Source organism: Bradyrhizobium sp. HKCCYLRH3059 (assembly GCF_051168035.1).
Classification (GTDB): Bacteria; Pseudomonadota; Alphaproteobacteria; order Rhizobiales; family Xanthobacteraceae; genus Bradyrhizobium.
In genome coordinates, this window is sequence record NZ_JBNPUF010000002.1 from 500161 (window position 1) to 523227 (window position 23067).

Genomic DNA, 23067 nt, shown 5'->3' on the forward strand with positions numbered 1-23067 from the left:
GGTGAAGCCTGGACCGAACTAGAACAGCCGAGATTTAGCGAACAGAGCATTCGTTTTGCCGTATACTTGCTGACTTGCCTATTCTCTTGACTCTATCTCTCCCTCAAGCTCTCCTGTCTGTATTGCAGCAGCGGCGACATTGCGTATTCGATGATGCGCCGCGTCCCCGTCTTGATCTCCACCGTCACCGCCATATCTGGCGCCAGCGCCACCATCTTATCCTCGACCTGCATCTGCTTCTCGTCCAGCGACACCCGCGCCGAATAGATGAACTCCTGCTCCGCCGGCTCGCTGGTCTCCGCCAGCGCGCCGGCGGCCTTGCCGCCGTTCTGCTTGTCGGTCGGCTTTTCGCGCACGATCGAATCCTGCGAGACGCTCAGCACCTTGCCGCGGACGAGGCCGTAGCGGGTGAAGTTGAAGGTGTCGATCTTGATCTCGGCTGGCTGGCCGACATTGACGAAGCCGATGTCGCGGTTGGAGATCATGGCTTCGGCCTCGAGCTGGCTGTCGGCGGGGACAATGAGCATCAGTTGTTGCGCCGGGGTGACGACGCTGCCGACGGTGTGCAGCGCGAGCTGCTGCAGATTGGAGGCGAGCTTCGACTGCTGCTCGGCGGCCTGGGCCTGCAGCGCGGCGCGAGCGCGCGCGACGTCGGTGGGCGCGGCGCCTTGCGGCACCACCAGCGGCCGCAGCTCGGCCAGATCAGCGAAGCTGTCGCGCAGCACGCCGAGCCGGGCGACGTCGAGCCGCGCCTGCATCAGGCCCTGCGCGACGCGGCGGCGCTCGGCCTCGGTCACGGTGCGGTCGAGTTCGACCAGCGCTTGCCCCAGCATCGCAGGCTCCTCCCAGCCTGGGAGGAAACATCCTCCGCCCATCCGAGCAAGGCGAGATTGCCGGCAGCAAAAATCAGGTTTGCCAAATCGTTACAAGGGGATCACGGTTTCGGCCGGCGGCCTCGAAGATTCTTCTTCTGTTTTTCGGAATTGCATGCTATGATCCGCGCCGTCCCGCCTCACTTGAGGGGCGTTTCGCGATCGTCACGAGCGTTGGGTGCGGGATGCGGTGGGCGTGTCGGGTTGCAGCGTGAGCGATCATGCCGACGAACGATCCGATGCGTACGGCGAAGTCGTGTGGTCCTGGCATCCCGGTGCTGATGCCAAGCTGGCGCTGCAAGTTCGACGAGCGCGCTGGCGACGGGGGCAAGAAAGCCGATCCCCGGGGAGATCACGTATAAGCCGTTCAAACCATTGCGCGGGGAAGGCCGGGATGATCCGGCCCGTACCTGTGGTTCCTGCCGCCTGCATTTTTTTTCGCAGGCGGGCCATGGGTGCGACCGGCACCCGGCCTTTCCCGCGCCCTCATTCTGAAGAGGGCGGTCAGACGAGCAAAACTCGGACGCGAAAGCGGGCGCGAGGATGAGAGCCCATGTTTCGCCGTCATTCATGTTTCAGCGTCATTGCGAGGAGCGCAGCGACGAAGCAATCCAGAGTCGTCGCGAGACTCTGGATTGCTTCGCTCGGCATGACGCCTCCATCTCCACTGTCGTCCCGGGCAAGCTGCGGCAACGCGTCAGCGTTGGCGCGGCGCCGCCCCCGGGGCCATACTCCGCAGCGGTCGTGTGACGCACGCTGGAGCGTCCAGCTCGCACGCCCAACCCCGCCGGTGGTTATGGATCCCGGCGTTCGCCGGATGACACTGAGATTTTGACAGCCACCGTGGCCCCAATGCGCAGCTTTGAACCTTCGCCCCCGCTGCCCGAACACACCCAAGCGCCTCATTCCCGCCAAATCCCGCAGAAAAACCGACTGAATCCGCCTCCCCGATCCGGTAGACTCGCCGCGTGACCCATCGCCCTACGATTCTCGTCTTCGACTCAGGCCTCGGCGGCCTGTCCGTGCTGCGCGAGGTGGTGCGGGCGCGGCCCGATGCCCACTACGTCTATGTCGCCGACGACGCGTTCTTTCCGTACGGCCATCACAGCGAGGCGGCGCTGATCGCCCGCGTGGTGCCGCTGATGGGCGAGTTGATCGCCGCGCACGAGCCGGACCTCGTCGTGATCGCCTGCAACACCGCCTCGGTGCAGACGCTGGCGCCGCTGCGCGCGGCCTACGCGACGCCGTTCGTCGGCACCGTGCCGGCGATCAAGCCGGCCTGCGCGCAATCCCTGACGAAGCGCGTCTCCGTGCTCGGCACCAAGGCGACGGTGCAGCGCGAATACACCCACGCCCTCATCCGCGACTTCGCGCGGGGCTGCGCCGTCACGCTGGTCGGCTCGCCGGAACTCGCGTCACTGGCGGAGGCCGCGCTCAGCGGAACCCAGGTCAGCGATGCGGCCATTGCCGCCGAGATCGCGCCTTGCTTCGTGGGCGACGCCGCCGATCCCGCGGGCCGGACCGACACCGTCGTGCTCGCCTGCACGCATTATCCGCTGCTGCTCGACCGGCTCGAACGCCTGGCGCCCTGGCCGGTGACCTGGATAGATCCCGCGCCCGCCATCGCGCGCCGTGTCGTCGACCTGCTGGGCCCCCCGGCTGGCGGCCCCGACGATGGCGGCGCCACCATGATCTTCACCTCGAACAAGCCACATCAGCTCGGCCGCGCGCTCACGCCCTATTTCGGCGGCCGCGTCCCGGCCTGACGGAGACCGCCGATGGCCGCAGCGCCCAAACCGCTCAACCGCCTCAAGCAGGCTTGGCGCGACAAGCGGCCGACCTTCGGCGCCATCGCCACCATCCCGAGCATCCAGACCGTGCGTATCATGGCGCAGTCGCTCGACTGGATCATCGTCGACCTCGAGCACGGGCCGATCGATCTCTCCACCGCGCATGCGATGATCACGGCCACCGCAGGCACGCCCTGCGTGCCGCTGGTGCGCATCGCCGCCAACGAGCCGCATCTCGCCAAGGCGCCGATGGACCTCGGCGCCCTCGGCATCAACTTCCCGATGATTTCCAGCCGCACTGATGCCGAGAAGGCGGTCCGCAGCGTGCGCTACCCGCCCCAGGGCGACCGCCTGTGGGGTCCGTTCCACGCCCCCTTCCGCTGGAACGTGTCGATGGCCGACTACATGGCGACCGCCGACGACGACATGATCTGCATGGTGACGATCGAGCATGTCGAGGCGGTCGAGCGGATCGACGAGATCATGGCCACGCCCGGCATCGACATCGCGGTGATCGGCCCGGGCGATCTCGCCACCTCGATCAACAAGCGCGGCCAGCTCGATGATCCCGAAGTGAAATCCCTGATCGCCCGCGCCGAGGCCGGCATCCTCAGATCAGGCGTGCCGATCGGCGGCGCCGCGCGCTCGGCCGATCAGGCCAATGCGATGATCGCGCGCGGTTACGTGGCGCTGGCGCTCGGCTTCGACTGGTCCTTGTTCCAGCGCGGCATCGCCGCGAGCTTCGAGGGGATCAAGCGCTGATTCGCGCCGTTTCGAGCCGCGCTTCATGTTTCAAACGAAAAACAACTTTGCGGAAGAAGACCATGAGGAAGAAGATGATTTTCGGTCTGTCGCCGGCCGTGCTCGGGGTGTGAGGCCAAGCCGCTCGCCTCGCCGGCGCCCTCGAACGGCGCTTCCGTAACCCGGCCTGCGGTGTTAACAGCAGCCGCCGCCGGGGAGCCGGACCAGGCCAAGCAGAACGAACGGGAGCGACAGGTTCAGGATGCGCGGAACCACCAGGCCGATTTCGCTGCACCGCCGTCTGATCATCGATCTGATGCTCGCCTCCCGTGGTGTGCCGTTCGTCTCGCTGGCCCGGACGATCCAGATCGGGCCGCTGCTGGAGGCCCGCGCCGCGGCCGTCCGCCCGCCCGGTTTCGCCGCGCTCTTCGTCAAGGCGTTCGCCCTGGTCGCCCGCGACGAGCCGGTCCTGCGCACGCTCTACACCGGGTGGCCGCGGCGCTGCCTCTACGAGCTGCCGCGCAGCGTCGCCACCGTCACCATTGCCCGGGTCGAGAATGGCGAGGATTGCGTGCTGCCGCAGCGCGTCTCCGGGCCGGAGGACATGTCGCTGGCCGAGATCGACGCGGTGATCCGGCAGGGCAAGGAGGCGCCGGTCGGGGACGTCGCCATGTTCCGCAAGATCATGCGGGCGACCCGGCTGCCGTTGCCACTGCGCCGGTTCGCCTGGTGGGTCGGGCTGAATTTCGGCCGCCAGCGCGCCAACTGGTTCGGCAATTTCTCCGTCACCAGCGTCGCGGCCTGCGGCGGCGGCCAGCTCCTTGCCCTGAGCCCGGGACCGTTCATCATCAATTACGACGTCGTCGGGCCGGACCAGACGATTCCCATCCTGATCCGTTGGGATCACCGGGTTACCGACGGCGCCATGATCGCCCGGACGGCGATCCGGCTCGAGCAGGTGCTGAATGGCGAGATCGCGGCCGAGCTGCGGGCCCGCCCGGTTCCCGGGCGCGGGCCGGCGGAGGCCGACCTGGGATGCGAGGCGGCGCGGCAGAAAATGACCGTCCTGAGGGGGCCGAAAGGGTGATTTGTCGGCAAAAGCGGCGGTTGCGGTTTGACAAACCGGCGCTTTCTCGCCTAAGACCCCCCTGCTCGCGGGCCGCTTTCGGCCCGCGTTGCGTTTCGCGACCCGTGGCCTTCTCCCTTCATGCTTTGGGGAGGGGCCTGTCGGTGGACCGGATTTCCCGGACACACAGGAGGGCGCGTTTCCTCAAACCCTAACTTGATCGAAGAGGACGCGATGACTAAGCGCAGTGAGGCGAAGTACAAGATCGATCGCCGCATGGGCCAGAACATCTGGGGCCGCCCGAAGAGCCCCGTCAACCGCCGCGAATACGGCCCCGGCCAGCACGGCCAGCGCCGCAAGGGCAAGCTCTCGGACTTCGGCGTGCAGCTGCGCGCCAAGCAGAAGCTGAAGGGCTATTACGCCAACATCTCCGAGCGCCAGTTCCACGGCATCTATGTCGAGGCCGGCCGTCTCAAGGGCGACACCGGCGAGAACCTGATCGGCATTCTCGAGCGCCGTCTCGACACGGTGGTTTTCCGCGCCAAGTTCGTCTCGACCATGTTCGCGGCGCGCCAGTTCATCAACCACGGCCACATCAAGGTGAACGGCCGCAAGGTCAACATCGCGAGCTACCAGGTCAAGCCGGGCGACGTGATCGAGGTCAAGGAAGCCTCGAAGCAGCTCGCCGTGGTGCTGGAAGCGACCCAGCTCGCCGAGCGTGACGTGCCCGACTACATCGAGGCCGATCACTCCAAGATGACCGCGAAGTTCATCCGCATCCCCGCGCTGTCGGACGTGCCGTTCGCGGTGCAGATGGAGCCGCATCTGATCGTCGAGTTCTACTCGCGCTGATCTTGACCGGACCGCGGTCCGGTCCCATCTGATAATCCGAAGGCCCTGGCACGCGCCGGGGCCTTTTCTTTTTGGGCTTGTTTTCGGATGGGGCGAACCGATTCCCGAATGCCACACCTGCCACGAATTCGCCCCAACCTGGGCTGACAGCTACTCCGTCCCGTGATTCACTGTCTGCAGTTGTAAAGTAGCGGGGCGTTCGCCATGGAGTTCAACAGGCGCAATATCATCTTCGGTGCGTTGCCGACCGGTGCGGTCGGTGCCCCGCCTCTGCCGCCGTTGCGGGCGCCGCCGCTCAGCGCTCCGCCGTTACGCGCACGGACATCCGGCGTCCGCTACCGCTTCAACGACGGCCTCTATCCCTCGACGGTCTTCGACCTCCTCGAACGCTCCTGCTGGCACGTCCAGTCCGATGCGACAGCCCATGTGATCCGCCATGTCGGGACCGGGCTCACCTTCGCCGATGCGCAGCTTCGCCACGATCCCTACGCGCTCGAGCTCCTCCACTGTTTCGACGACTCGCGCGAGCTCGCCGACGAATGGCACACCATGCTGGTCGGCTGGGCCGCGGTGAACATGGGCTGGAACATCAAGCGGCAACGCCCGGGCGCCGCGCTGCTTCTTTCACCGTCGCGGCAGAGCCCGCTCGAACCCTGGGTGTTCGATTGCACCGAGGCGCCGCCGCTGGTCGCCGAGCCAATCGAGAACAAGCCGTTGCGGCGGCCGGACATCTGGCTCAACCCGCCGCGCGCGGCGTAATCGAGGAGGCGTTTTGCGGGGGCGATGCGAGTTGGGTAAGGTCCGGGTCGTGATAAGCCGAACGAGGACCGCCGATGTATTACACCCCGCCCGCGCGTGATCCCAAGGCGCCGCCCGTGCGCGTCAATCTGTTGTCGGACACGCAGACCCGCCCGACAGCCGCGATGCGCGAGGCCATCGCGCGGGCCGAGGTCGGCGACGAGCAGATCGGCGACGATCCGACCGTGCATGAATTGTGCGGCCGCGTCGCCGCGCTGCTCGGCAAGGAAGCCGCCGTGCTGATGCCGTCGGGTACGATGTGCAATGTCGCGGCAACGCTGGTGCATTGCCGCCCAGGTGACGAGATCCTGGCACACGAGACCGCGCACATCATCTCGCGCGAGGGCGGCGCGCATGCGGCGCTCGGCGGTTTCCAGGTGACGCAATTGAAGGGGCCCGACGGACAGTTCACACCGGAGACGTTCCGCGCCGCGCTGCATCCGCGCTCACGCTACCAGCCGCCGCAGACCGTCGTCAGTGTCGAGCAGACCGCCAATATCGGCGGCGGCACGATCTGGAAGAAGGCCGCGCTCGACGAGATCGCCGAGATCGCCAAGGCGAACGGCATGGCGACGCATATGGACGGCGCAAGGCTGCTCAACGCGACGGTTGCCACCGGCATTCCCGCCGCCGAGATGACCGCGGGCTGGGATTCGGCCTGGATCGATTTCTCCAAGGGGCTGGGCGCGCCGATCGGCGGTGTGCTCGCCGGCAGCGCCGCCTTCATCGACGAGGTGTGGCGCTGGAAGCAGCGGCTCGGCGGCGCGATGCGCCAGGCCGGCGTGGTCGCCGCGGCCTGCATCCATGCGCTCGATCATCACGTCGACCGGCTCGCCGAGGATCACGCCAATGCGCGGGCGCTGGCACGCGGGCTGTCGCAGATCCAGGGTGTCGAGGTCCAGGAGCCGGAGACCAATCTGGTGTTCTTCAAGCCGGACGGCGCCGGCGTGTCCGGCGAGACGATGGTGAGTGAATTGCGCAAGCGCGGCGTGCTGCTGGCGATGATGGACGGCCGCATCCGCGCCTGCACCCATCTCGACGTGACAGCCGCCATGATCGAAGAGACGATCGGCCACGTCAGGGAGATCGTACGCAGGGCATGAGGATCATCGCACGCGCGCCCGGCAGACCTAATGCCGCACAGGGCACGCCGCTGTCAGCGCGGCGATCCCTTGCGAGCGCGGCTCTCGACGGCCCGGCTCAACGCCTCATCGTGCAACTCGGCACTCGCATCGGAAAAGCAGCAGAACACGATCTGCGACAGCGACGTCTCCGCGCTGATGGTCTCGATCGAAGTGGCGACCGCTATCGATGCCGCACGATCCGCAGGGAAGCGGAAGATGCCCGTCGAGATCGCGGGGAACGCGACCGAGTCCAAACGATGCTTGTGACACAGCTCGATCGAGCGCCGGTAGCACGAGGCCAGCAGCTCCGGCTCGCCGCGGTCGCCGCCCTGCCAGACCGGGCCAACGGTGTGGATCACGTGGCGGGCCGGCAGCCGGTAGCCTTTGGTGATCTTGGCCTCGCCGGTCCTGCAGCCATGGAGCATGCGGCACTCCATGACGAGGTCCGGTCCCGCCGCACGGTGGATCGCACCGTCGACGCCTCCACCACCGAGCAGAGACGAGTTCGCGGCGTTGACGATGGCGTCAACGCCGAGCTTGGTGATGTCGGCGACGATGACCTCGAATCGGGTCGCGCCGACCTTTCGGACCGGATAGCTCAGCCGGATAGCTCAGACAGAGGCCGCCGTGCCGACCGGGATGCCCTTGTCGGTGAACAGCTGCTGCAGCTCGCCGCTCTGGAACATCTCGCGCACGATATCGCAGCCGCCGACGAACTCGCCCTTCACATAGAGCTGCGGAATCGTCGGCCAGTTCGAGAACGTCTTGATGCCGTTGCGCAGCTCGGCGGATTCGAGAACGTTGAGGCCCTTATAGCCGACGCCGACATGGTCCAGGATCTGCACGACCTGGCCGGAAAATCCGCACTGCGGAAACTGCGGCGTCCCCTTCATGAACAGGACGACGTCGTTCGACTTCACTTCATTGTCAATGAATTGCTCAATGCTCATCTTCGCTTCCTCTAGGGCGCCTCAAGGAACGCCTGGGGCTCGGTGCGCGCTGATCGCCACCGGACGGATTTCGTCCGCAGCCGACCATCACTTCTCTATATGTAGCGCAAACCGTTGTTCAACCAAAGTAAAATGCCGAGGATCGGCCGGCGACCCAGGCCCCGGCCGGACCATAGGCTGACGGCAGCAATATTATAGCCGGCACGAGGGTTTCATCCCGTAACCAAGCCCCTATTTAGGACGAACTGTCGAAAGGAACTTGTTCCGTCGAACATCGTTTTCTGCTGGCAAACGGAGACCCTCGTGACCAGTTCTGCCTCCGCTACGGCCCCGATCCCCGTTACTGATGCGCTTCAGAGCAGGTCCGGCTCCCTCGCCGGGCGCCTGACCGAGGCGTACCTCGCCGTCCGGGGCGAGACCGAGCGGCGCGCGGCGCCGCTGAGCCCGGAGGATCAGGTCATCCAGTCGATGCCGGACGCCAGTCCTGCCAAGTGGCATCGCGCCCATACGACCTGGTTTTTCGAGCAGTTCGTGCTGGGCGAGCACTGCCGAGGATATACCCCTTTTCACGCCGACTACGCGTTCCTGTTCAATTCCTATTACGTCAGTGCCGGCCCGCGCCACACGCGGGGCGAGCGCGGCCTGATCACTCGCCCGGGCGTGGCCGAGGTCACGGCATATCGGCGGCATGTCGATGCGGCGATGGTGGACTTCCTGGGCAGCGCCGATACCGCCACATTGACCGCGGTGGCGCCGCTCGTGGAGGTGGGCCTCAACCATGAGCAGCAGCATCAGGAGCTGATGCTGACCGATATCCTGCATGCGTTCGCGCAGAACCCGACGGCCCCGGCCTACGATCCTTCCTGGACCTTCCCTGCCCCCACGGAAACGGGCGAGGATTGGGTTCACCTCCCCGAGGGCATCCATACCGTTGGGCACGCCGGCGATGGTTACCATTTCGACAATGAGGAGCCGGCCCATCGCGCGCTGGTCGGGCCGGTGGGCATCGCGCGCAATCTCGTCACCAATGCCGAGTGGCTCGCCTTCATGGATGACGGCGGCTACCGGACCGCCACACTCTGGCTCATGGACGGCTTCGCCACCGCCAGCCGCGAGGGCTGGCAGGCTCCCGGGCATTGGTACAAGGTCGAGGGCGAATGGCGCATCATGACGCTGGGCGGACTGCGGCCGGTCGATCCCGCTGCTCCGGTGTGCCACGTCAGCTACTACGAAGCTGACGCCTTTGCCCGCTGGCGCGGCAAGCATCTGCCGACCGAGATGGAATGGGAGGTCGCCGCGCGCGGCAACCAGCTCAACGATGCCTTCGGCATTGTCTGGCAGTGGACCCGCAGCGCCTACAGTCCCTATCCCGGCTATCGTGCCATGGAGGGTGCGCTCGGCGAGTACAACGGCAAGTTCATGGTCAATCAACTGGTGCTGCGCGGCTCATCGCTCGCGACGCCGGTGGACCACAGCCGTGTCACCTATCGCAACTTCTTCTATCCGCATCATCGCTGGCAATTCACCGGGCTCCGGCTCGCCGACTACACCTGAGCTATCAGCATTCGTTGCCCGACAGTCGCGCGTGTGTGCGCGTCCAGGAGAGTATCATGAACGTGCACGTCAACGCGCTGCTCGACGCCCATCTCCCCGACGACAAGACGTCGGCCTTTGCGACGGACGCCGTCGCAGGCCTCGCCCAGCAGCCCAAGCAGCTATCGCCGAAATATTTCTACGATGCCGCCGGATCCGATCTGTTCGAGCAGATCACGCGCCTGCCGGAGTACTATCCGACGCGGACCGAGCTCGGCATCTTGAGGGATCGCGGCGCCGAGATCGCGGCAGTCATTCCCGACGATGCCGCCCTGGTCGAGTTCGGCGCCGGCGCCACCACCAAGGTGCGGCTGCTGCTGGAAAGCTGCCGCTTCGCGGCCTACGTGCCGGTCGATATTTCCGGCGAGTTCCTGACCGCACAGGCCGACAGCCTGCGCCGCGACTTCCCGCAGCTCGCCGTGCACCCGGTCGTCGCCGACTTCACGACGTCGTTCAAACTACCTGACGCCATCGAAGGCAAGCCGAAGGTCGGCTTCTTTCCGGGATCGACGATCGGCAATTTCGAGCCGCATGAGGCGTGCCGCTTCCTGCGCTCGGCACGCGAGATCTTGGGGACCGGCGCACGGATGATCGTCGGCGTCGACCTGGAGAAGGACGAACGTGTGCTGCACGCCGCCTACAACGACGCGGCCGGCGTGACCGCGCGCTTCAATCTCAACCTGCTGCTGCGGATCAACCGCGAACTCGGCGGCAATTTCGACCTGTCCGCCTTCGTCCACCGCGCGATCTACAATCGCGAGCAGCACCGCATCGAGATGCATCTGGTGGCGCGGAAGCCGCAAACGGTGCGGCTACTCGGCACCACCATCTCGTTCCGGGCCGGCGAGAGCATCCACACCGAGAACAGCTACAAATACAGCATCGCGCGCTTCGGCGCGCTGGCCCGCGGATCCGGCTGGAAAGTCCAGACCGTGTGGACGGATGCCGAGAAGATGTTCTCGGTTCAGGCGCTCGTCGCCGAGGCGTGAGGCTCCGGCTTCGACCGCAACGACAGCGTCTCCCACAGCGCGACGATCGCCAGTAGCGCGCTCGTCAGCGCCGAAAGCACGAGAGGCGACAGTTCGGTCGCGAACCAGCCGAGCCCGATCAGTGCGAGCAGTCCGGCGCCGTGCGACAACTGCAGGAAGCCGCGGATGTTGAACTTGAAGAGGATGGTCCCGAGCAGAAACACGAACGGACCGCCGATCGTCGTCGCCGCCATATTCAGGTCGGTATGCCCGAGGGGGTGCTTCAGGACGATCTCGTCCGACACCGCCGACACGATGATGCCGGCGACGATCGGCATGTGCAAGTAGGTGTAGGCCGAGCGCGCCATCAGCCCGGATTGCGCCGACTGCGAAATCACTTCCGATCCCGCCTCAGCGCCGCGGTTGAAGTACACCGCCCACATCGCCACCGTGCCGATGAAGGCGCTGGCGAAGGCGGCAATGTTGGCTCCGGTCCAGTCGAGCTCGGCAAAGGTCGCGCCGGTGACGACGATGGATTCGCCGAGCGCGATGATGATGAACAGCGCACAGCGCTCCGCCATGTGGCCGCCTTCGACCATCCAGTCCTCGACGGTGGAGGCACCCAGCCCGGGGACCCAGAAGCGGACGGCCGGCGACGCATATTCCAGGGTGAGCGCCGCCCCCCACAGCCCCATCCGTGCCGGGCCCTCGGCAAGGCCGCCGAGCAGCCAGAGCACGGCGGAGGCACTGAGCCAGGAGAGAATGCGGGCGGCGTTGCGGCGGACGGCAGATCGCTGCGGCGGCGTCGCGGTCAGCCAGAACGCGGTCCGGCCGACCTGCATGGCGGCGTAGGCCATGGCGAACCACAGGCCGCGGTCCTCGAACGCCCGCGGGATCGACATCGACAGAACGAGGCCCGCCAGCATCAGCGCGAACAAGAGACCTCGGACCAGCGCCTTCTCGGGATCGAGCCAGTTGGTAACCCAGGCGGTGTAGACCCACACCCACCAGACCGCGAGAAACAGAACGGCCGTCTGGGCGGCGCCGAGCGGCGAGAAATGGCCGATCAGATAGTGCGAGATCTGCGTGACCGCGTAGACGAAGACGAGATCGAAGAACAGCTCGACGAACGTGACCCGGCTGTGCCGGTTCGGCTCGATGACGCGAAACAGCGCACCACGCGGATTGTCCACCGCCATCTCCCCCGGATGCGCGATCTCCCCCTAAGCAGTCAGCGCTGGTCCGGCACCCCGGTCTGCAGGGCCAGAGCATGCAGCACGTCACCCATCTGGCCGCGCAGCGATTGATAGACGAGCTGATGCTGCTGAACGCGGGATTTGCCGCGGAACGATTCCGAGATCACCGTCGCGGCGTAATGGTCGCCGTCGCCAGCGAGATCGCGAATCGTCACCTGTGCGTCAGGGATGGCAGACTTGATCATCTGCTCGATATCGTGGGCATCCATGGGCATCCCGGTGCATCTCCTTGTGTCGGGCAGGCGCCGCATCCCGTGGACGATGTAGCCCGCAGGGCCCGCGGCTTGGCTGCACTCCCATCAGTGGCCCGCCGAGCACGGCGAATCAAGGCGTTCTCGCGGGACCGTGATGGCGAAATCTAGCGCGAACCGCTTTCGAGGTCACGCGCGGAACCACTATATACCGGGTCAAACGAGATACGTCGGACCGGGTGACGCACCCAAAAGGCTGAATCGTGAGGGCGACATGAAGCTTCCAGGACCGGATCACCCGATCACCATCACCCCCAATCCGAAACGTGTGCGGGTGATCGCCGACGGCGTCGTGATTGCCGACACCACCCGCGCGTTGACGCTGAAGGAAGCGAGCTACCCCGCTGTTCAATACGTGCCGCGGGCCGACGCCGACATGGCGGCCCTGCAGAAGACCGATCGTGTCACCCATTGTCCGTACAAGGGGGATGCGAGCTATTTTAGCGTCGTCGCCAACGGCAAGACATTGGACAATGCGATCTGGAGCTACGAGGCGCCCTTCCCGGCGATGACCGAGATCTCGGGCCACCTGGCGTTCTATCCGGACAAGGTGCGGATCGAGGAGGTCGCAGCTGATTGAACTGCGGTGACAGCCCGCCGCGCGGCCGGCACGAGGCCCATACCGGCGCGGCGGTCGTTTCGGTCACTGACCTGATGGCGTGCTACACTCTGAAAATCGTAAGCCCGAGAATCAGCAGCACGAGGAAGATCACCAGGAAGATATAGAACAGGATCCGCGCAATGTCGGCGGAAGCTGCCGAGATGCCGGTGAAGCCGAGAATACCGGCCACCACCGAGATCACGAAGAACAGCAGCGCCCATTTGAGAATAGTCACGGTATGGTCCTCCGGTTCTGCGCCGCGCCGGCGCGGCGCCTCACTAACGATGACGCGGGGAACCGGTTCCTTCGGCCATCGGTCCCGGTGCCGAAGAAATGCGCAACCCACGACAGTCCCGGCCGTAACTTCGTAGGTCGTCGGTTCGTAAGGATATCCGGAGCGGAAATCGGCAGAGTGTGTGAGAAACCGGCTTGCGGACCGCGGCACTTGCTGATTTGCAGCACCAACGACGACATCTGGTAGTCCGGCGCCGTCATTCGCTCGCTTTTGGGCGACTCCAGCGAATGGCGGTGCCAGAGGGTCACACGAGCTCATCCACTCATTCCAGCTCGCGCAGCCTTGGACGACGTTTGCATGACGCCCCGCGGCGAAGGGGGATGCGAACGTCACATCCGCTGCACGGGCCGGGCAGCAGCGACGCCGGGGGGCGTATGGTCATATCGGTTACACAATCGGCGGCGGCCGCAAAGGTCGAGCTTCAGGCCCGCCCGCGCGCTCGGGCACGCAACGCCGCGCTCGATCACGCCCGGACATTCCTGACGCTGGTGGTGCTGCTCCACCACGCCGTGATTCCCTATACCTATTTCGGGCACACCGATCCGACGTCCTTCCTCGGTTTCGACGCCATCGTGCTGGCCACCGACAGCTTCTTCATGGCCATGTTCTTCTTTCTGTCGGGCCTGTTCGTGTGGTCGGGCCTTGCCCACAAGTCGACGCTGCAGTTCCTGCGTGACCGGCTATTGCGCCTTGGCCTGCCCTTCGCCATCGCGGCCCTGACCGTCATTCCGCTTGCCTATTACGCGATCGAGCTGCGCGCCAATCCCGACGCCCGCTTCGCTGCCTTCTGGTGGAAGACGGTCACGGTCGGCCCATGGCCGAGCGGGCCGATCTGGTTCATCTGGGTGCTGCTGGCGTTCGACACCTCGGCAGCCCTTTTGTACCGCGTCTCGCCGCGCCTGCTGGATCCGATCAATCGGCTGTCGCAGCGCGCCTTCGAGCATCCGCGCGACTTCTTCTTCGTCTTCCTGCTGATCACGGGCGGGCTCTACATCCCGTCCCGGCTCTATTTCGGCCCGACGTTGTGGTTCGAGGCAGGGCCGCTCTCGGTGCAGGCCAGCCGCGTCTTGCTCTACGCCGCCTATTTCTACGTCGGGGCTGGCATCGGCTCGGCCAATTTCGAACGCGGCCTGCTGGCCGCAGAAGGGCAGATGTCGCAGCGCGGACTCGGGGCCTGGATCGTGGTCACGCTCGTGCCCTATGCGCTGCTCTGGGTGCTTATCACGATCAAGCGCCAAGTGCTGGGCAATCCGCCCGTGTTGCCGCAATGGTACGAGGCGGCCTATGGCTTCTTGTTCGTCATCTTCAGCGCCGCGATCCTGTTTGCGATCCTGTCCTACTTCCTGAACAACCGCCGCTCGGAATTCTCCGTGCTCGATCGCATGCAGGCCGATGCCTATGGCATGTTCCTGGTACACTATCCGATCGTGCTGTGGATCCAGTACTGGCTGTTCGACTTCGGCCTGCCAGCCATCGCCAAGGCGACGATCGCCTTTGTCGGCAGCATGCTGCTGAGCTGGGGCGCGACCTGGGTGCTCAGGCAGATTCCGGGGGCGAAGAACGTGTTGTAGGACGGTCCTGCCTCCTCCGTCATTGCGAGGAGCGCAGCGACGACGCAATCCAGACCGCATCCGCGGATGGCGGTCCTGGATTGCTACGCTGCGCCCGCAATGACGCTGGGCGAGGCCAACGCTCTCACGACGAACTCCGTCGTCGTTTGCCAGCGTGCCTGACTGTGACAGCCGCGGCGTGCGTCCGGGGTCAGGCGGCTGACCCGCCCATGTATTTGGGCAGCCAGCTTTCGAATCCCGTCTTGAGCGCGGCGACCTCGACGGCACCATCGCCGGCGATCGCCAGCGCAGTGCCGCCTGTCGTGCCGATGCGCGTGCACGGCACGCCGGCGCCGCGCATCTTGGCCAGCACGCGGCCAGCCTCGGTCTCCGGCACCGTCACGAGATAGCGCGCCTGGTCCTCGCCGAACCAGTAGGCATGCGGCACGATCGAGGCAGGCGCGGCCAGCAGCCGCGCGCCGATGCCGGAGGCCATTGCCATCTCGGCGAGCGCGACGAGCAGACCACCGTCGGCCAGATCATGCGCAGCTGTCGCCGTGCCCGCATGGATCATGCCGCGGACGACATCGCCGATGCGCTTCTCGGCGGCGAGGTCGACAGGCGGCGGAGCGCCCTCCTCCCGGCCGCAGACGTCGCGCAAGTAGACCGACTGGCCGAGCCAGCCATGGGTCTCGCCGATCAACAGGATCGCCTCGCCCTCGGCCTTGAAGGCGATGCTCGCCGACTTGGTGAAATCATCGAGCAGGCCGACGCCGCCGATCGAGGGCGTCGGCAGGATCGCGCGGCCGTTGGTCTCGTTGTAGAGCGAGACGTTCCCGGAGACGACGGGGAAGTCGAGCGCGCGGCAGGCCTCCGAAATGCCTTTCAGGCAGCCGACGAACTGGCCCATGATCTCGGGCCGCTCCGGGTTGCCGAAATTGAGATTGTCGGTGATCGCAAGCGGCCGGCCACCGACCGCGGTGATGTTGCGCCAGGCTTCGGCGACGGCCTGCTTGCCACCCTCGAAAGGATCGGCCTCGCAATAGCGGGGCGTTACGTCGACGGTGAGCGCAAGCCCCTTCGGGCCATCCTGCACGCGCACCACGGCGGCATCGCCGCCTGGGCGCTGCACGGTGTTGCCGAGGATCACATGGTCGTACTGCTCCCAGATCCAGCGCTTGGAGCACAGATCGGGCGTTGCGACGAGCTTCTCCAGGGCCGGGATGATGTCCAGGGGCGGCTTGACCTCGCGGGCATGGATCACCGGCAGCGCCGACGAGGCCACGTGCGGGCGGTCGTACAGCGGCGCCTCGTCGCCGAGCTCCTTGATCGGCAGGTCGGCCATGACGTCGCCGCCATGCTTCACCACGAACCGCTTGCTCGGCGTGGTGTAGCCGACCACCGCGAAATCGAGCCCCCATTTGCGGAAGATCGCTTCCGCCTCCTTCTCCTTCTCCGGCTTCAGCACCATGAGCATGCGCTCCTGGCTCTCGGAGAGCATCATCTCGTAGGCGCTCATGCCGATCTCGCGGGTCGGCACGGCATCGAGATCGAGATCGACGCCGAGGTCGCCCTTGGCGCCCATCTCGACCGCCGAGCAGGTCAGGCCGGCCGCACCCATGTCCTGGATCGCGATCACGCAATCGGCGGCCATGATCTCCAGGCACGCCTCCAGCAGCAGCTTCTCGGCGAAGGGGTCGCCGACCTGCACCGTCGGGCGCTTCTCCTCCGAGGAATCGTCGAACTCGGCCGAGGCCATCGAGGCGCCGTGGATGCCGTCGCGGCCGGTCTTGGAGCCGAGATAGACGATCGGCATGTTCACGCCGGAAGCCGCCGCATAGAAGATCTTGTCGGCGTCGGCGAGGCCGACCGCCATGGCGTTGACCAGGATATTGCCGTCATAGCGGGTGTGGAAGCGGGTCTGGCCGCCGACCGTCGGAACGCCAAACGAGTTGCCATAGCCGCCGATGCCGGCCACCACCCCGGACACCAGATGCCGGGTCTTGGGATGCTCCGGCGCGCCGAACGACAGCGCGTTCAGGCACGCGATCGGGCGTGCGCCCATGGTGAACACGTCGCGCAGGATGCCGCCGACGCCGGTGGTCGCACCCTGATACGGCTCGATGTAGCTCGGGTGGTTGTGGCTCTCCATCTTGAACACGACGGCCTGGCCGTCGCCGATGTCGATCACGCCGGCGTTTTCGCCGGGGCCCTGGATCACCCAGGGCGCCTTGGTCGGCAGTCCCTTGAGATGGATGCGGGACGACTTGTACGAGCAGTGCTCGTTCCACATCGCCGAGAAGATGCCGAGCTCGGTGAAGGTCGGCACTCGCCCGATCAGCTTCAGGATGCGCTCATATTCATCGGGCTTCAGCCCGTGGGCGGCGACGAGCTCGGGGGTGATCTGCGGTTCATTGCGCATGGAGAAATGCCTTTGCCCGTGGGCCGCTGGTCCCTTGAAGCCTGCTTCATAGAAAGATCGCCAGGGCGGGAAAAGGCCTTTTACGGCCCTATTCCGCCCTGTCCAGAGCTTTGGCCCGGACCGCCAGAAGGGATATTTGCAGATTGGCGACCAATCGGATTTAAGACGGTAAATCAACAGTTAAAGGCCCTGACACGTGCACGACCTGTCCCGTTCCGCCTTCGAGAACCGCCCTGGCATCCACATCGCGACCGACGGCGAGTTCGCCGGCTGGCGGACCTGGATGCGCGACAGCTACGAATCCCACACCGGGCCATTCTGGCACCGGATGGAGGACGATGGCTCGATCCGCTGCGCCTTCCGGGTCGAGAAGAAGCACCTCAACGGCGGCGGTAACGTCCACGGCGGCTGCCTGATGACCTTCGCCGACTACTGCCTGTTCGCCTTCGCCGCGCCGATCATGCAGGGCCCGGGTGTCACGGTGTCGTTCTCGTCCGAGTTCCTCGATGCCGCGCGTGAGGGCGAACTGATCGAGGCTACCGGCGAGGTCACCCGCGCCGGCGCCTCGCTGATCTTCCTGCGCGGCATGCTGCATTCCGGCCCAAAGCCGCTGTTCTCGTTTTCCGGCACCATCAAGCGCATCAGGCGGCGGACACCGGAGGCGGCGAACTCGCCGTAGGGACGGAGCAAGGGGGATCGCGCTCAACTCTCTCCGTCATTCCGGGGCATTCGCGCGCAAAATGGCGTAGCCATTTTGAAGCAGCGCGAATGAGCCCGGAATCCATAACCACAGCCGCAAAATGGTCGAAGAACTGCGCCACGCGCATCCCGCCTCCCAAGACATGCGTGGTTATGGATTCCGGGCTCGCGCTTCGCGCGCCCCGGAATGACGCGCGGAGAAGATGGACCCTGCCGTTGCGGAGCTACCCCGCGAGCTGCTTCTCGGCGAGGGCGATCCACTCGGCCTGCGCCTTGCGCACATGCCGTGGTGCGCGCTTCATCTGGATCAGCAGCTCGGTGAACACGACCTTGGCCTCATCGATCCGGCCGACCAGCTTGAGCAGCGTGCCGTAGCGGACCTTCGCCTCGCTGCCCGGCGCATAGTCCAGCAGCGCCTGGTACTCCTCGATGGCCTCGTCGGTGCGGCCGGCTTCCTGCAAAGCCCGCGCATAGAGCAGATGCGCCTCGGCCGAATTGTAGTCCGGCCAGCTCTTCTGCAGCTCGTCGAGCGTCGCCAGCGCATCCCCTGGGCGGCGGCGCGCGAACTGCGCCTTGGCCTTGCCGAGCGCGAACAGCGGCTCGTGGCCCATCGGCAGGCTCAGGATGTGATCGTAATGCTGCTCGGCCTCCTCATAACGCCCGACCGCGACGCATTCCTCGGCCAGCGCCGCGCGGTTGGCGATCGTGTCCGTGATCGCGACACGATCGGACAACTCGCGGTAGTCTTTCTCGGGGTCCAGCTTGTTGGCGACGCGCTTGCGCGCCTTCTGGACGTCGTGGCTGCCCAGCCATTCCGGCACCAGCTCGACGACGATGTAGGCGAGCGCGCCGATCATCGGCACCATCAGGATGATGAAGGCCCAGGGCTGCAGACGGCCAGTCCGCGACGCATGGTAGATCAGCGAAATGTCGAGCAGCAGTACGACGAGCGCGATAGGCACGGCAGATCCCCAACTCACGGCGAGATTTTACACGCCGACGTTGATAGCGTGGCCGGCCAGCCCGGACAATCCCGCGCTCACGCAGGCCGTTGCGGACGATCCCGTTTTGACGCATCACGGCCACAGCAGGTTCAATGGACGCACGCCTGTGGCGGCGGCCTCCGCGACGCTCGTAGCTAAGCTCCCACGGGGCCCCGGCGAGATTCATCGAAGCGAAAGAACGCCGAGGGATTGTCGACCAGAAGCCGCTGTCGCGCCGTCTCCGACGGCGCGATCTCGGCCACGAGGTCGGCCAGCACCGCATCGTCCGGCATTTGTCCCGTGATGTTGACGTGCGGCCAGTCGCTGCCCCACAGCACGCGCTCAGGGGCGTGCGCGGCAACGCTTCGGGCGAACGGCACAACGTCATGATAGGGCGCGCCCTCGCGCGAGATGCGATCGGCACCGCTGAGCTTGATCCAGACCCGCCCGCTGTCGAGCAAGCGACACAGGATCGCCTGACAGGCGCCGAGATTCCGGCCGAGGTCCGGCCGGGCCATGTGGTCGATCACCATGCGCAGCTCGATGGCCGCGATCAGCTCGGCATAGCGGATGAGATCGGCGGCCGTGACATGAATGGCGACATGCCAGTCGAACGGCCTCACCAGCGCGAGCACGGCCCGCATGCGCTCCGCCGACGGCGCGCCGCCGAGATGCGCCAGGAAGTTGAAGCGGGCACCGCAGACGCCGGCTTTATCGAGGCGCGCGACCTCCGCAGCCGTGACCTCCGCTCCGAGCACGGCGACGCCGCGGTAGCGGCCTTCTCCCACGGCCAGCGCATCGAGCAGCGGGCGATGGTCGCGGCCATGACCCTGGCTGTGGACGATGACCGCGCGATCGATGCCCAGCCGATCGTGCAAACGGCGCAGCGCCGTTTCCGGCGCCTCCGGCGGCGTGAAGCTGCGATCGTCGGGCAGCGGAAAGCGGTCGAACGGACCGAAGATGTGACAATGCGCATCGCAGGCCCCCGCCGGCCATGCGCGGGAAACGGCAGCCATGCCCGTGCTCATGGGTTCAGTCACAGCGGGCGCTCATGCCGCCATCGACAACGATCTCGGTGCCGGTAACGAAGCGCGCCTCGTCGGAGGCGAGGAACAGCGCGGCGTGGGCGGTGTCGCGGCCGTCGCCCATGAAGCCGAGCGGGATGCGAGCCTGCCGCGTCCGCAGCAGCGCCGCGACATCGCCGCCGGCGCGCTGCCCGGCGAGGCGCGCCTCGACCATCGGCGTGTGCATCTGGCCAGGCACCACCGTGTTCACGCGCACGCGCTGCGGGGCATACTGCACGGCAACGACGCGCGAGAACTGGATCACCGCGGCCTTGGCCGAGGCGTAGCCGACCTGCGCCGATCCGGTCCAGCGGATGCCCGAGGTGGAGGCCGTGTTGACGATGGCCCCGCCGCCCTGCGCCGCCATGTGCGGCAGCACCGCCTTGCAGGTGAGGAAGACGCTCTTCACGTTGAGATCGAGCTGCGCGTCCCAGCCCTGCTCGCTCAGCTCGACCGGGCCTCCCGGCGCCGAGCCACCGACATTGTTGACCAGAATATCGACGCGGCCGAACGCTGCGATACAGGCGTCGACCATCGCGGCGACATCCGCCGCATCGGTGACGTCGCAGCGGTGGGCCTGGATGACGCCGCCGTGGTCCAGGGCGCGCGCCAGCGTCTCGTCCATGCGGCTGCCATCGCGGTCGACGGCGAGGACCCTGGCGCCCTCGCGCGCGAAGATGACCGCCGCGGCGCGGCCGTTGCCCCAGCCCGGACCGACGCAGCCGGCCCCGGTGATGATCGCGACCTTGCCCTCCAGGCGCTTCGTCATGGTCATGGCTCCAGCTCCGGCGTCTCGCCATCGGGCAGGCCGATGTCGAACGCGTTGAGGGTCAGCGCCACCAGCCCGTAATAGCCGATGATGCCGACGAGATCGACGACGCCGCGCGTGCCGAGGGTTGCGGCCGCCAGCGCGTGCAGAGCGTCCGGCACGCGGCCGCTGGCGAGCAGCTGCCGGGTGTAGTCGTGAACGAGCTTCGCGGCCGGATCGGTGAACTCTGGATCACGCCGTTGCGCGATCGCGTCGATGACCGACGGGGCGATGCCCGCCTCGAGCCCATCCCGCTTGTGGGCATACCATTCGACATGCGAGGTCCAGTGCCGTGCCGTCACGAGGATCGCGAGCTCGGACAGCGCAGGCGGCAATGACGTCTCGTAGCGGGCGAACTCGCCGAGCTTCTGGGCCCGGCGTCCGAGCTCCGGACTGTGCAGCCAGGCCCGCAGCGGCGCCGGGATCCGGCCGCGCCGGCCGGCGATGGCCTCTTCGGCCACCGCGCGCTGCGTCTCGTCCATCTCGGCCAGGGCAAGGTCCTTGATGCGCATGCGATGCTCCTGGTCACGAGGCGCGAGGAATCGGCTGTGTCCCGGGCCTGGCAAGAAAAGCCGTCAGCCGCCCCGCCAGCTCGGCGGGGGCCTGCACCTGCATCAGATGACCGGCCGTGTCGACGGTCGCGAACGCCGCGCCGGGAATGAGACGGGCGAGCGCCTCGACCTGCGCCTGCGGCCGCAACAGATCATGCGCGCCGGCAAGCAGCAGGCAGCGCTGCCGAACCTCCGCGAGCCGTTCGCGCAGATCGACCTCAGCGAACGCCAGGTTGTTATGGGCATATCCGACCGGATCGTTGCCGAGGAAGCGGCCGAGATAAGCGAGGTAGGCATTGCGGTCGGTTCGCAGCACCGGCGGATAGGAACGATCGAGCGTATCAGCCGCCACGGCGCGCATGCCGGCGCGCATGCAGAGCGCGGAGCGCGCCGCCAGATACTGCACGCGACCAGCATCGACGCTGAGGGCCGGCGCGCACAGCGCCAGCGCGCTCACGCGCTGCGGATGCGCGAGCGCGAAGCTGACGGCGAGCGCCGCACCGGCGGCGACGCCGGCGATATCGACCGGTCCATCGGCGCCGAGCGCCCTCAGCAGCCGGTCGAGGTCGCCGACGTGATCGGCGAAGCCGAACGGCGCGCGCGGCTTTTCCGACAGGCCGGCGCCGCGCAGATCATAGCGCAGCACCCGCAGGTCGCCGGGCAGCTCTAGCATCAAGGCATCGAAGCTTTCGAGGCTGCCGCCGAGCTCATGCAGCAACACCAGCGTCCTCGCGCCACCGCCGCGCAGCTCATAGCGCAGCGTCAAGTCGTCGAGATGGATGAAGTTCATCGGCGAGGCGCCCGTCTCATCGTTGTCGGCGCGCGGTTTGACTCGCCCTGGGCCGCTTGCAATAAACTGCGGCGGGCAGCGGCGCGGAGGACACGGCCATCGACATCCGCGAGCTTCGTTACTTCGTGCAGGTGGCGCGCGCCGGTAGCCTGAGCCGGGCATCGGCATTGCTTAATGTCGCGCAATCCGCGCTCAGCCGGCAGCTGATGAAGCTGGAGGACGAGCTTGGCGTCGCGCTGCTGGTGCGGCACGGCCGCGGCGTCCGCCTGACCCGCGCCGGCACGACGTTCCTCGAGCACGCCCATGCCGTGCTGCTGCAGATCGACCAGATGCCGGGCGCGGTGCGCTCGCCGGATTCGAGCTTCGCCGGTCACATCGCGCTCGGGGTGCCGCCGGTCGCGGGCCTGCGCATCGCGCCGTCCGTGGTGGTCGAACTGCGCCGGCGCTGGCCGCAGGCCTCCGTGCAGGTCCGCGAGGGCATCAGCTCGTCGCTGGAGGAATGGCTGCTGGACCGCCGGCTCGACATCGCCGTGCTCTACAATCCCCCGCCGCTCGACGGCATCGCGCTGGCCCCCATCCTGCACGAGCGGATGGTCGTCGCCCTGCCGCCGGCCAAGCGCGGCGACACCGTGGCCGAGACGATCGGCTGGCGCGAGCTGGCCGGGCTGTCGCTGATCCTGCCGAGTCTTCCGCACAGCAACCGGCGGCTGATCGAGCAGGCGGCGATCCAGAACGGCACGCGGCTCAACGTCGCCTTCGAGGTCGACAGCGTGAGCATGACGAAGGCCATGGTTCGGCGCGGTCTCGGCGCAACGATCCTCGCCCATGCCGCGGTCGTTGCCGAGGCGAAGCGCGGCGAGCTCACCGTGCGGTCGATCGAGCGGCCGCCGCTGATCTCGACCGTCTCGATCGGCATGCCGCGGGAACGCCAGCCGACCTGGCTGGCCGACGAGCTGCTGGCGCTGATGCGCGAGGTGATCGCGCAGAGCGTGGCGGACGGCGCCTGGCCCGGCGCCAAGATCATCGGCGACTACGTGCGCTGA

24 protein-coding genes are annotated in these 23067 nt (G+C 66.7%); 12 read left to right on the forward strand and 12 right to left on the reverse strand.

Annotation, left to right across the window (positions count from 1 at the left end; translation table 11 throughout):
• Nucleotides 1–92 precede the first annotated feature (92 nt).
• The gene (locus ACQR13_RS09275) at nucleotides 93–833 is read right to left on the reverse strand and encodes an HlyD family efflux transporter periplasmic adaptor subunit (RefSeq protein ID WP_316192770.1); all 741 of its coding nucleotides are present in this window, start codon (nucleotides 831–833) and stop codon (nucleotides 93–95) included.
• Nucleotides 834–1840: 1007 nt separating this feature from the next.
• On the opposite strand from ACQR13_RS09275, the gene murI reads away from it, so the two are divergent.
• The 6 genes from murI (at nucleotide 1841) to ACQR13_RS09305 (ending at nucleotide 7222) form a co-directional block, all read left to right on the forward strand.
• On the forward strand, nucleotides 1841–2638 hold the full coding sequence (murI, locus tag ACQR13_RS09280; protein ID WP_315714825.1) for a glutamate racemase: 798 nt from the start codon (nucleotides 1841–1843) through the stop codon (nucleotides 2636–2638).
• 12 nt (nucleotides 2639–2650) lie between these two features.
• Complete coding sequence (locus tag ACQR13_RS09285) at nucleotides 2651–3424, forward strand: HpcH/HpaI aldolase family protein (protein WP_315826300.1); 774 nt, start codon at nucleotides 2651–2653, stop codon at nucleotides 3422–3424.
• A 241-nt stretch (nucleotides 3425–3665) separates the two neighbouring features.
• Nucleotides 3666–4490 carry an acyltransferase gene (locus tag ACQR13_RS09290; RefSeq protein ID WP_315749314.1) on the forward strand — a complete coding sequence of 275 codons (825 nt, stop codon included), beginning with the start codon at nucleotides 3666–3668 and terminating at the stop codon, nucleotides 4488–4490.
• 213 nt (nucleotides 4491–4703) lie between these two features.
• Complete coding sequence (gene rpsD, locus ACQR13_RS09295; RefSeq protein ID WP_011925811.1) at nucleotides 4704–5321, forward strand: 30S ribosomal protein S4; 618 nt, start codon at nucleotides 4704–4706, stop codon at nucleotides 5319–5321.
• Between the two features lie 204 nt (nucleotides 5322–5525).
• The gene (locus tag ACQR13_RS09300; RefSeq protein WP_315749312.1) at nucleotides 5526–6080 is read left to right on the forward strand and encodes a hypothetical protein; all 555 of its coding nucleotides are present in this window, start codon (nucleotides 5526–5528) and stop codon (nucleotides 6078–6080) included.
• Nucleotides 6081–6154: 74 nt separating this feature from the next.
• Complete coding sequence (locus tag ACQR13_RS09305) at nucleotides 6155–7222, forward strand: threonine aldolase family protein (RefSeq protein ID WP_315749310.1); 1068 nt, start codon at nucleotides 6155–6157, stop codon at nucleotides 7220–7222.
• Between the two features lie 53 nt (nucleotides 7223–7275).
• On the opposite strand, the gene ACQR13_RS09310 is transcribed toward ACQR13_RS09305, so the two are convergent.
• Together ACQR13_RS09310 and grxD are read right to left on the reverse strand one after the other, a co-directional pair.
• On the reverse strand, nucleotides 7276–7845 hold the full coding sequence (locus ACQR13_RS09310) for an O-acetyl-ADP-ribose deacetylase (protein ID WP_315714989.1): 570 nt from the start codon (nucleotides 7843–7845) through the stop codon (nucleotides 7276–7278).
• A gap of 9 nt (nucleotides 7846–7854) precedes the next feature.
• Nucleotides 7855–8193 (reverse strand): Grx4 family monothiol glutaredoxin, encoded by a 339-nt coding sequence (grxD, locus tag ACQR13_RS09315; protein ID WP_315714830.1) that lies wholly within the window; start codon nucleotides 8191–8193, stop codon nucleotides 7855–7857.
• Nucleotides 8194–8496: 303 nt separating this feature from the next.
• On the opposite strand from grxD, the gene egtB reads away from it, so the two are divergent.
• The gene (gene egtB / locus ACQR13_RS09320) at nucleotides 8497–9747 is read left to right on the forward strand and encodes an ergothioneine biosynthesis protein EgtB (RefSeq protein ID WP_316203826.1); all 1251 of its coding nucleotides are present in this window, start codon (nucleotides 8497–8499) and stop codon (nucleotides 9745–9747) included.
• A gap of 56 nt (nucleotides 9748–9803) precedes the next feature.
• On the forward strand, nucleotides 9804–10775 hold the full coding sequence (egtD, locus tag ACQR13_RS09325; RefSeq protein ID WP_315749306.1) for an L-histidine N(alpha)-methyltransferase: 972 nt from the start codon (nucleotides 9804–9806) through the stop codon (nucleotides 10773–10775).
• Here egtD and ACQR13_RS09330 read toward each other — a convergent pair.
• Both ACQR13_RS09330 and ACQR13_RS09335 read right to left on the reverse strand, forming a co-directional pair.
• Nucleotides 10751–11953 carry a low temperature requirement protein A gene (locus tag ACQR13_RS09330; protein WP_315749305.1) on the reverse strand — a complete coding sequence of 401 codons (1203 nt, stop codon included), beginning with the start codon at nucleotides 11951–11953 and terminating at the stop codon, nucleotides 10751–10753. The genes egtD and ACQR13_RS09330 overlap by 25 nt on opposite strands.
• A gap of 32 nt (nucleotides 11954–11985) precedes the next feature.
• Entirely contained in the window at nucleotides 11986–12225 is a 240-nt protein-coding gene (locus ACQR13_RS09335; RefSeq protein WP_315714834.1) for a BolA family protein, read from the reverse strand.
• Between the two features lie 250 nt (nucleotides 12226–12475).
• Between ACQR13_RS09335 and ACQR13_RS09340 the strand changes: the two genes are divergently transcribed.
• Nucleotides 12476–12841 (forward strand): DUF427 domain-containing protein, encoded by a 366-nt coding sequence (locus ACQR13_RS09340; protein WP_315749303.1) that lies wholly within the window; start codon nucleotides 12476–12478, stop codon nucleotides 12839–12841.
• An 82-nt stretch (nucleotides 12842–12923) separates the two neighbouring features.
• Here the strand turns inward: ACQR13_RS09340 and ACQR13_RS09345 are convergent, their stop codons facing one another.
• Nucleotides 12924–13097 carry a DUF1328 domain-containing protein gene (locus tag ACQR13_RS09345; protein WP_012045337.1) on the reverse strand — a complete coding sequence of 58 codons (174 nt, stop codon included), beginning with the start codon at nucleotides 13095–13097 and terminating at the stop codon, nucleotides 12924–12926.
• Nucleotides 13098–13531: 434 nt separating this feature from the next.
• On the opposite strand from ACQR13_RS09345, the gene ACQR13_RS09350 reads away from it, so the two are divergent.
• A complete protein-coding gene (locus ACQR13_RS09350) occupies nucleotides 13532–14728 on the forward strand; it encodes an acyltransferase family protein (protein ID WP_316186834.1) in 1197 nt (398 codons plus the stop codon).
• Between the two features lie 190 nt (nucleotides 14729–14918).
• On the opposite strand, the gene purL is transcribed toward ACQR13_RS09350, so the two are convergent.
• Complete coding sequence (gene purL / locus ACQR13_RS09355) at nucleotides 14919–17129, reverse strand: phosphoribosylformylglycinamidine synthase subunit PurL (RefSeq protein ID WP_316186835.1); 2211 nt, start codon at nucleotides 17127–17129, stop codon at nucleotides 14919–14921.
• A gap of 196 nt (nucleotides 17130–17325) precedes the next feature.
• Between purL and ACQR13_RS09360 the strand changes: the two genes are divergently transcribed.
• On the forward strand, nucleotides 17326–17808 hold the full coding sequence (locus tag ACQR13_RS09360) for a PaaI family thioesterase (protein WP_315714838.1): 483 nt from the start codon (nucleotides 17326–17328) through the stop codon (nucleotides 17806–17808).
• A 244-nt stretch (nucleotides 17809–18052) separates the two neighbouring features.
• On the opposite strand, the gene ACQR13_RS09365 is transcribed toward ACQR13_RS09360, so the two are convergent.
• From ACQR13_RS09365 to ACQR13_RS09385, 5 genes are all read right to left on the reverse strand, one after another.
• On the reverse strand, nucleotides 18053–18790 hold the full coding sequence (locus ACQR13_RS09365; RefSeq protein ID WP_316186836.1) for a tetratricopeptide repeat protein: 738 nt from the start codon (nucleotides 18788–18790) through the stop codon (nucleotides 18053–18055).
• A gap of 176 nt (nucleotides 18791–18966) precedes the next feature.
• The gene (locus ACQR13_RS09370) at nucleotides 18967–19827 is read right to left on the reverse strand and encodes an amidohydrolase family protein (RefSeq protein ID WP_315749300.1); all 861 of its coding nucleotides are present in this window, start codon (nucleotides 19825–19827) and stop codon (nucleotides 18967–18969) included.
• A gap of 16 nt (nucleotides 19828–19843) precedes the next feature.
• Nucleotides 19844–20644, reverse strand: a complete 801-nt coding sequence (locus ACQR13_RS09375) for an SDR family NAD(P)-dependent oxidoreductase (RefSeq protein WP_315750012.1) — start codon at nucleotides 20642–20644, stop codon at nucleotides 19844–19846.
• Between the two features lie 2 nt (nucleotides 20645–20646).
• Nucleotides 20647–21195, reverse strand: coding sequence for a carboxymuconolactone decarboxylase family protein (locus ACQR13_RS09380; RefSeq protein ID WP_315749298.1), 549 nt, complete (start codon nucleotides 21193–21195; stop codon nucleotides 20647–20649).
• 13 nt (nucleotides 21196–21208) lie between these two features.
• Entirely contained in the window at nucleotides 21209–22024 is an 816-nt protein-coding gene (locus ACQR13_RS09385; RefSeq protein ID WP_434862767.1) for an alpha/beta fold hydrolase, read from the reverse strand.
• Between the two features lie 104 nt (nucleotides 22025–22128).
• Here ACQR13_RS09385 and ACQR13_RS09390 point away from each other — a divergent pair, with 104 nt between their 5' ends.
• Nucleotides 22129–23067, forward strand: a complete 939-nt coding sequence (locus ACQR13_RS09390; RefSeq protein WP_315826478.1) for a LysR family transcriptional regulator — start codon at nucleotides 22129–22131, stop codon at nucleotides 23065–23067.

Coding starts and splice junctions, on each gene's coding strand:
- ACQR13_RS09275 (WP_316192770.1), bottom strand. CDS start 833: ATGCTGGGGCAAGCGCTGGTCGAACTCGACCGCACCGTGACCGAGGCC.
- ACQR13_RS09285 (WP_315826300.1), top strand. CDS start 2,651: ATGGCCGCAGCGCCCAAACCGCTCAACCGCCTCAAGCAGGCTTGGCGC.
- ACQR13_RS09290 (WP_315749314.1), top strand. CDS start 3,666: ATGCGCGGAACCACCAGGCCGATTTCGCTGCACCGCCGTCTGATCATC.
- rpsD (WP_011925811.1), top strand. CDS start 4,704: ATGACTAAGCGCAGTGAGGCGAAGTACAAGATCGATCGCCGCATGGGC.
- ACQR13_RS09300 (WP_315749312.1), top strand. CDS start 5,526: ATGGAGTTCAACAGGCGCAATATCATCTTCGGTGCGTTGCCGACCGGT.
- ACQR13_RS09305 (WP_315749310.1), top strand. CDS start 6,155: ATGTATTACACCCCGCCCGCGCGTGATCCCAAGGCGCCGCCCGTGCGC.
- grxD (WP_315714830.1), bottom strand. CDS start 8,193: ATGAGCATTGAGCAATTCATTGACAATGAAGTGAAGTCGAACGACGTC.
- egtD (WP_315749306.1), top strand. CDS start 9,804: ATGAACGTGCACGTCAACGCGCTGCTCGACGCCCATCTCCCCGACGAC.
- ACQR13_RS09330 (WP_315749305.1), bottom strand. CDS start 11,953: ATGGCGGTGGACAATCCGCGTGGTGCGCTGTTTCGCGTCATCGAGCCG.
- ACQR13_RS09335 (WP_315714834.1), bottom strand. CDS start 12,225: ATGCCCATGGATGCCCACGATATCGAGCAGATGATCAAGTCTGCCATC.
- ACQR13_RS09340 (WP_315749303.1), top strand. CDS start 12,476: ATGAAGCTTCCAGGACCGGATCACCCGATCACCATCACCCCCAATCCG.
- ACQR13_RS09350 (WP_316186834.1), top strand. CDS start 13,532: ATGGTCATATCGGTTACACAATCGGCGGCGGCCGCAAAGGTCGAGCTT.
- purL (WP_316186835.1), bottom strand. CDS start 17,129: ATGCGCAATGAACCGCAGATCACCCCCGAGCTCGTCGCCGCCCACGGG.
- ACQR13_RS09370 (WP_315749300.1), bottom strand. CDS start 19,827: ATGGCTGCCGTTTCCCGCGCATGGCCGGCGGGGGCCTGCGATGCGCAT.
- ACQR13_RS09375 (WP_315750012.1), bottom strand. CDS start 20,644: ATGACGAAGCGCCTGGAGGGCAAGGTCGCGATCATCACCGGGGCCGGC.
- ACQR13_RS09380 (WP_315749298.1), bottom strand. CDS start 21,195: ATGCGCATCAAGGACCTTGCCCTGGCCGAGATGGACGAGACGCAGCGC.
- ACQR13_RS09385 (WP_434862767.1), bottom strand. CDS start 22,024: ATGAACTTCATCCATCTCGACGACTTGACGCTGCGCTATGAGCTGCGC.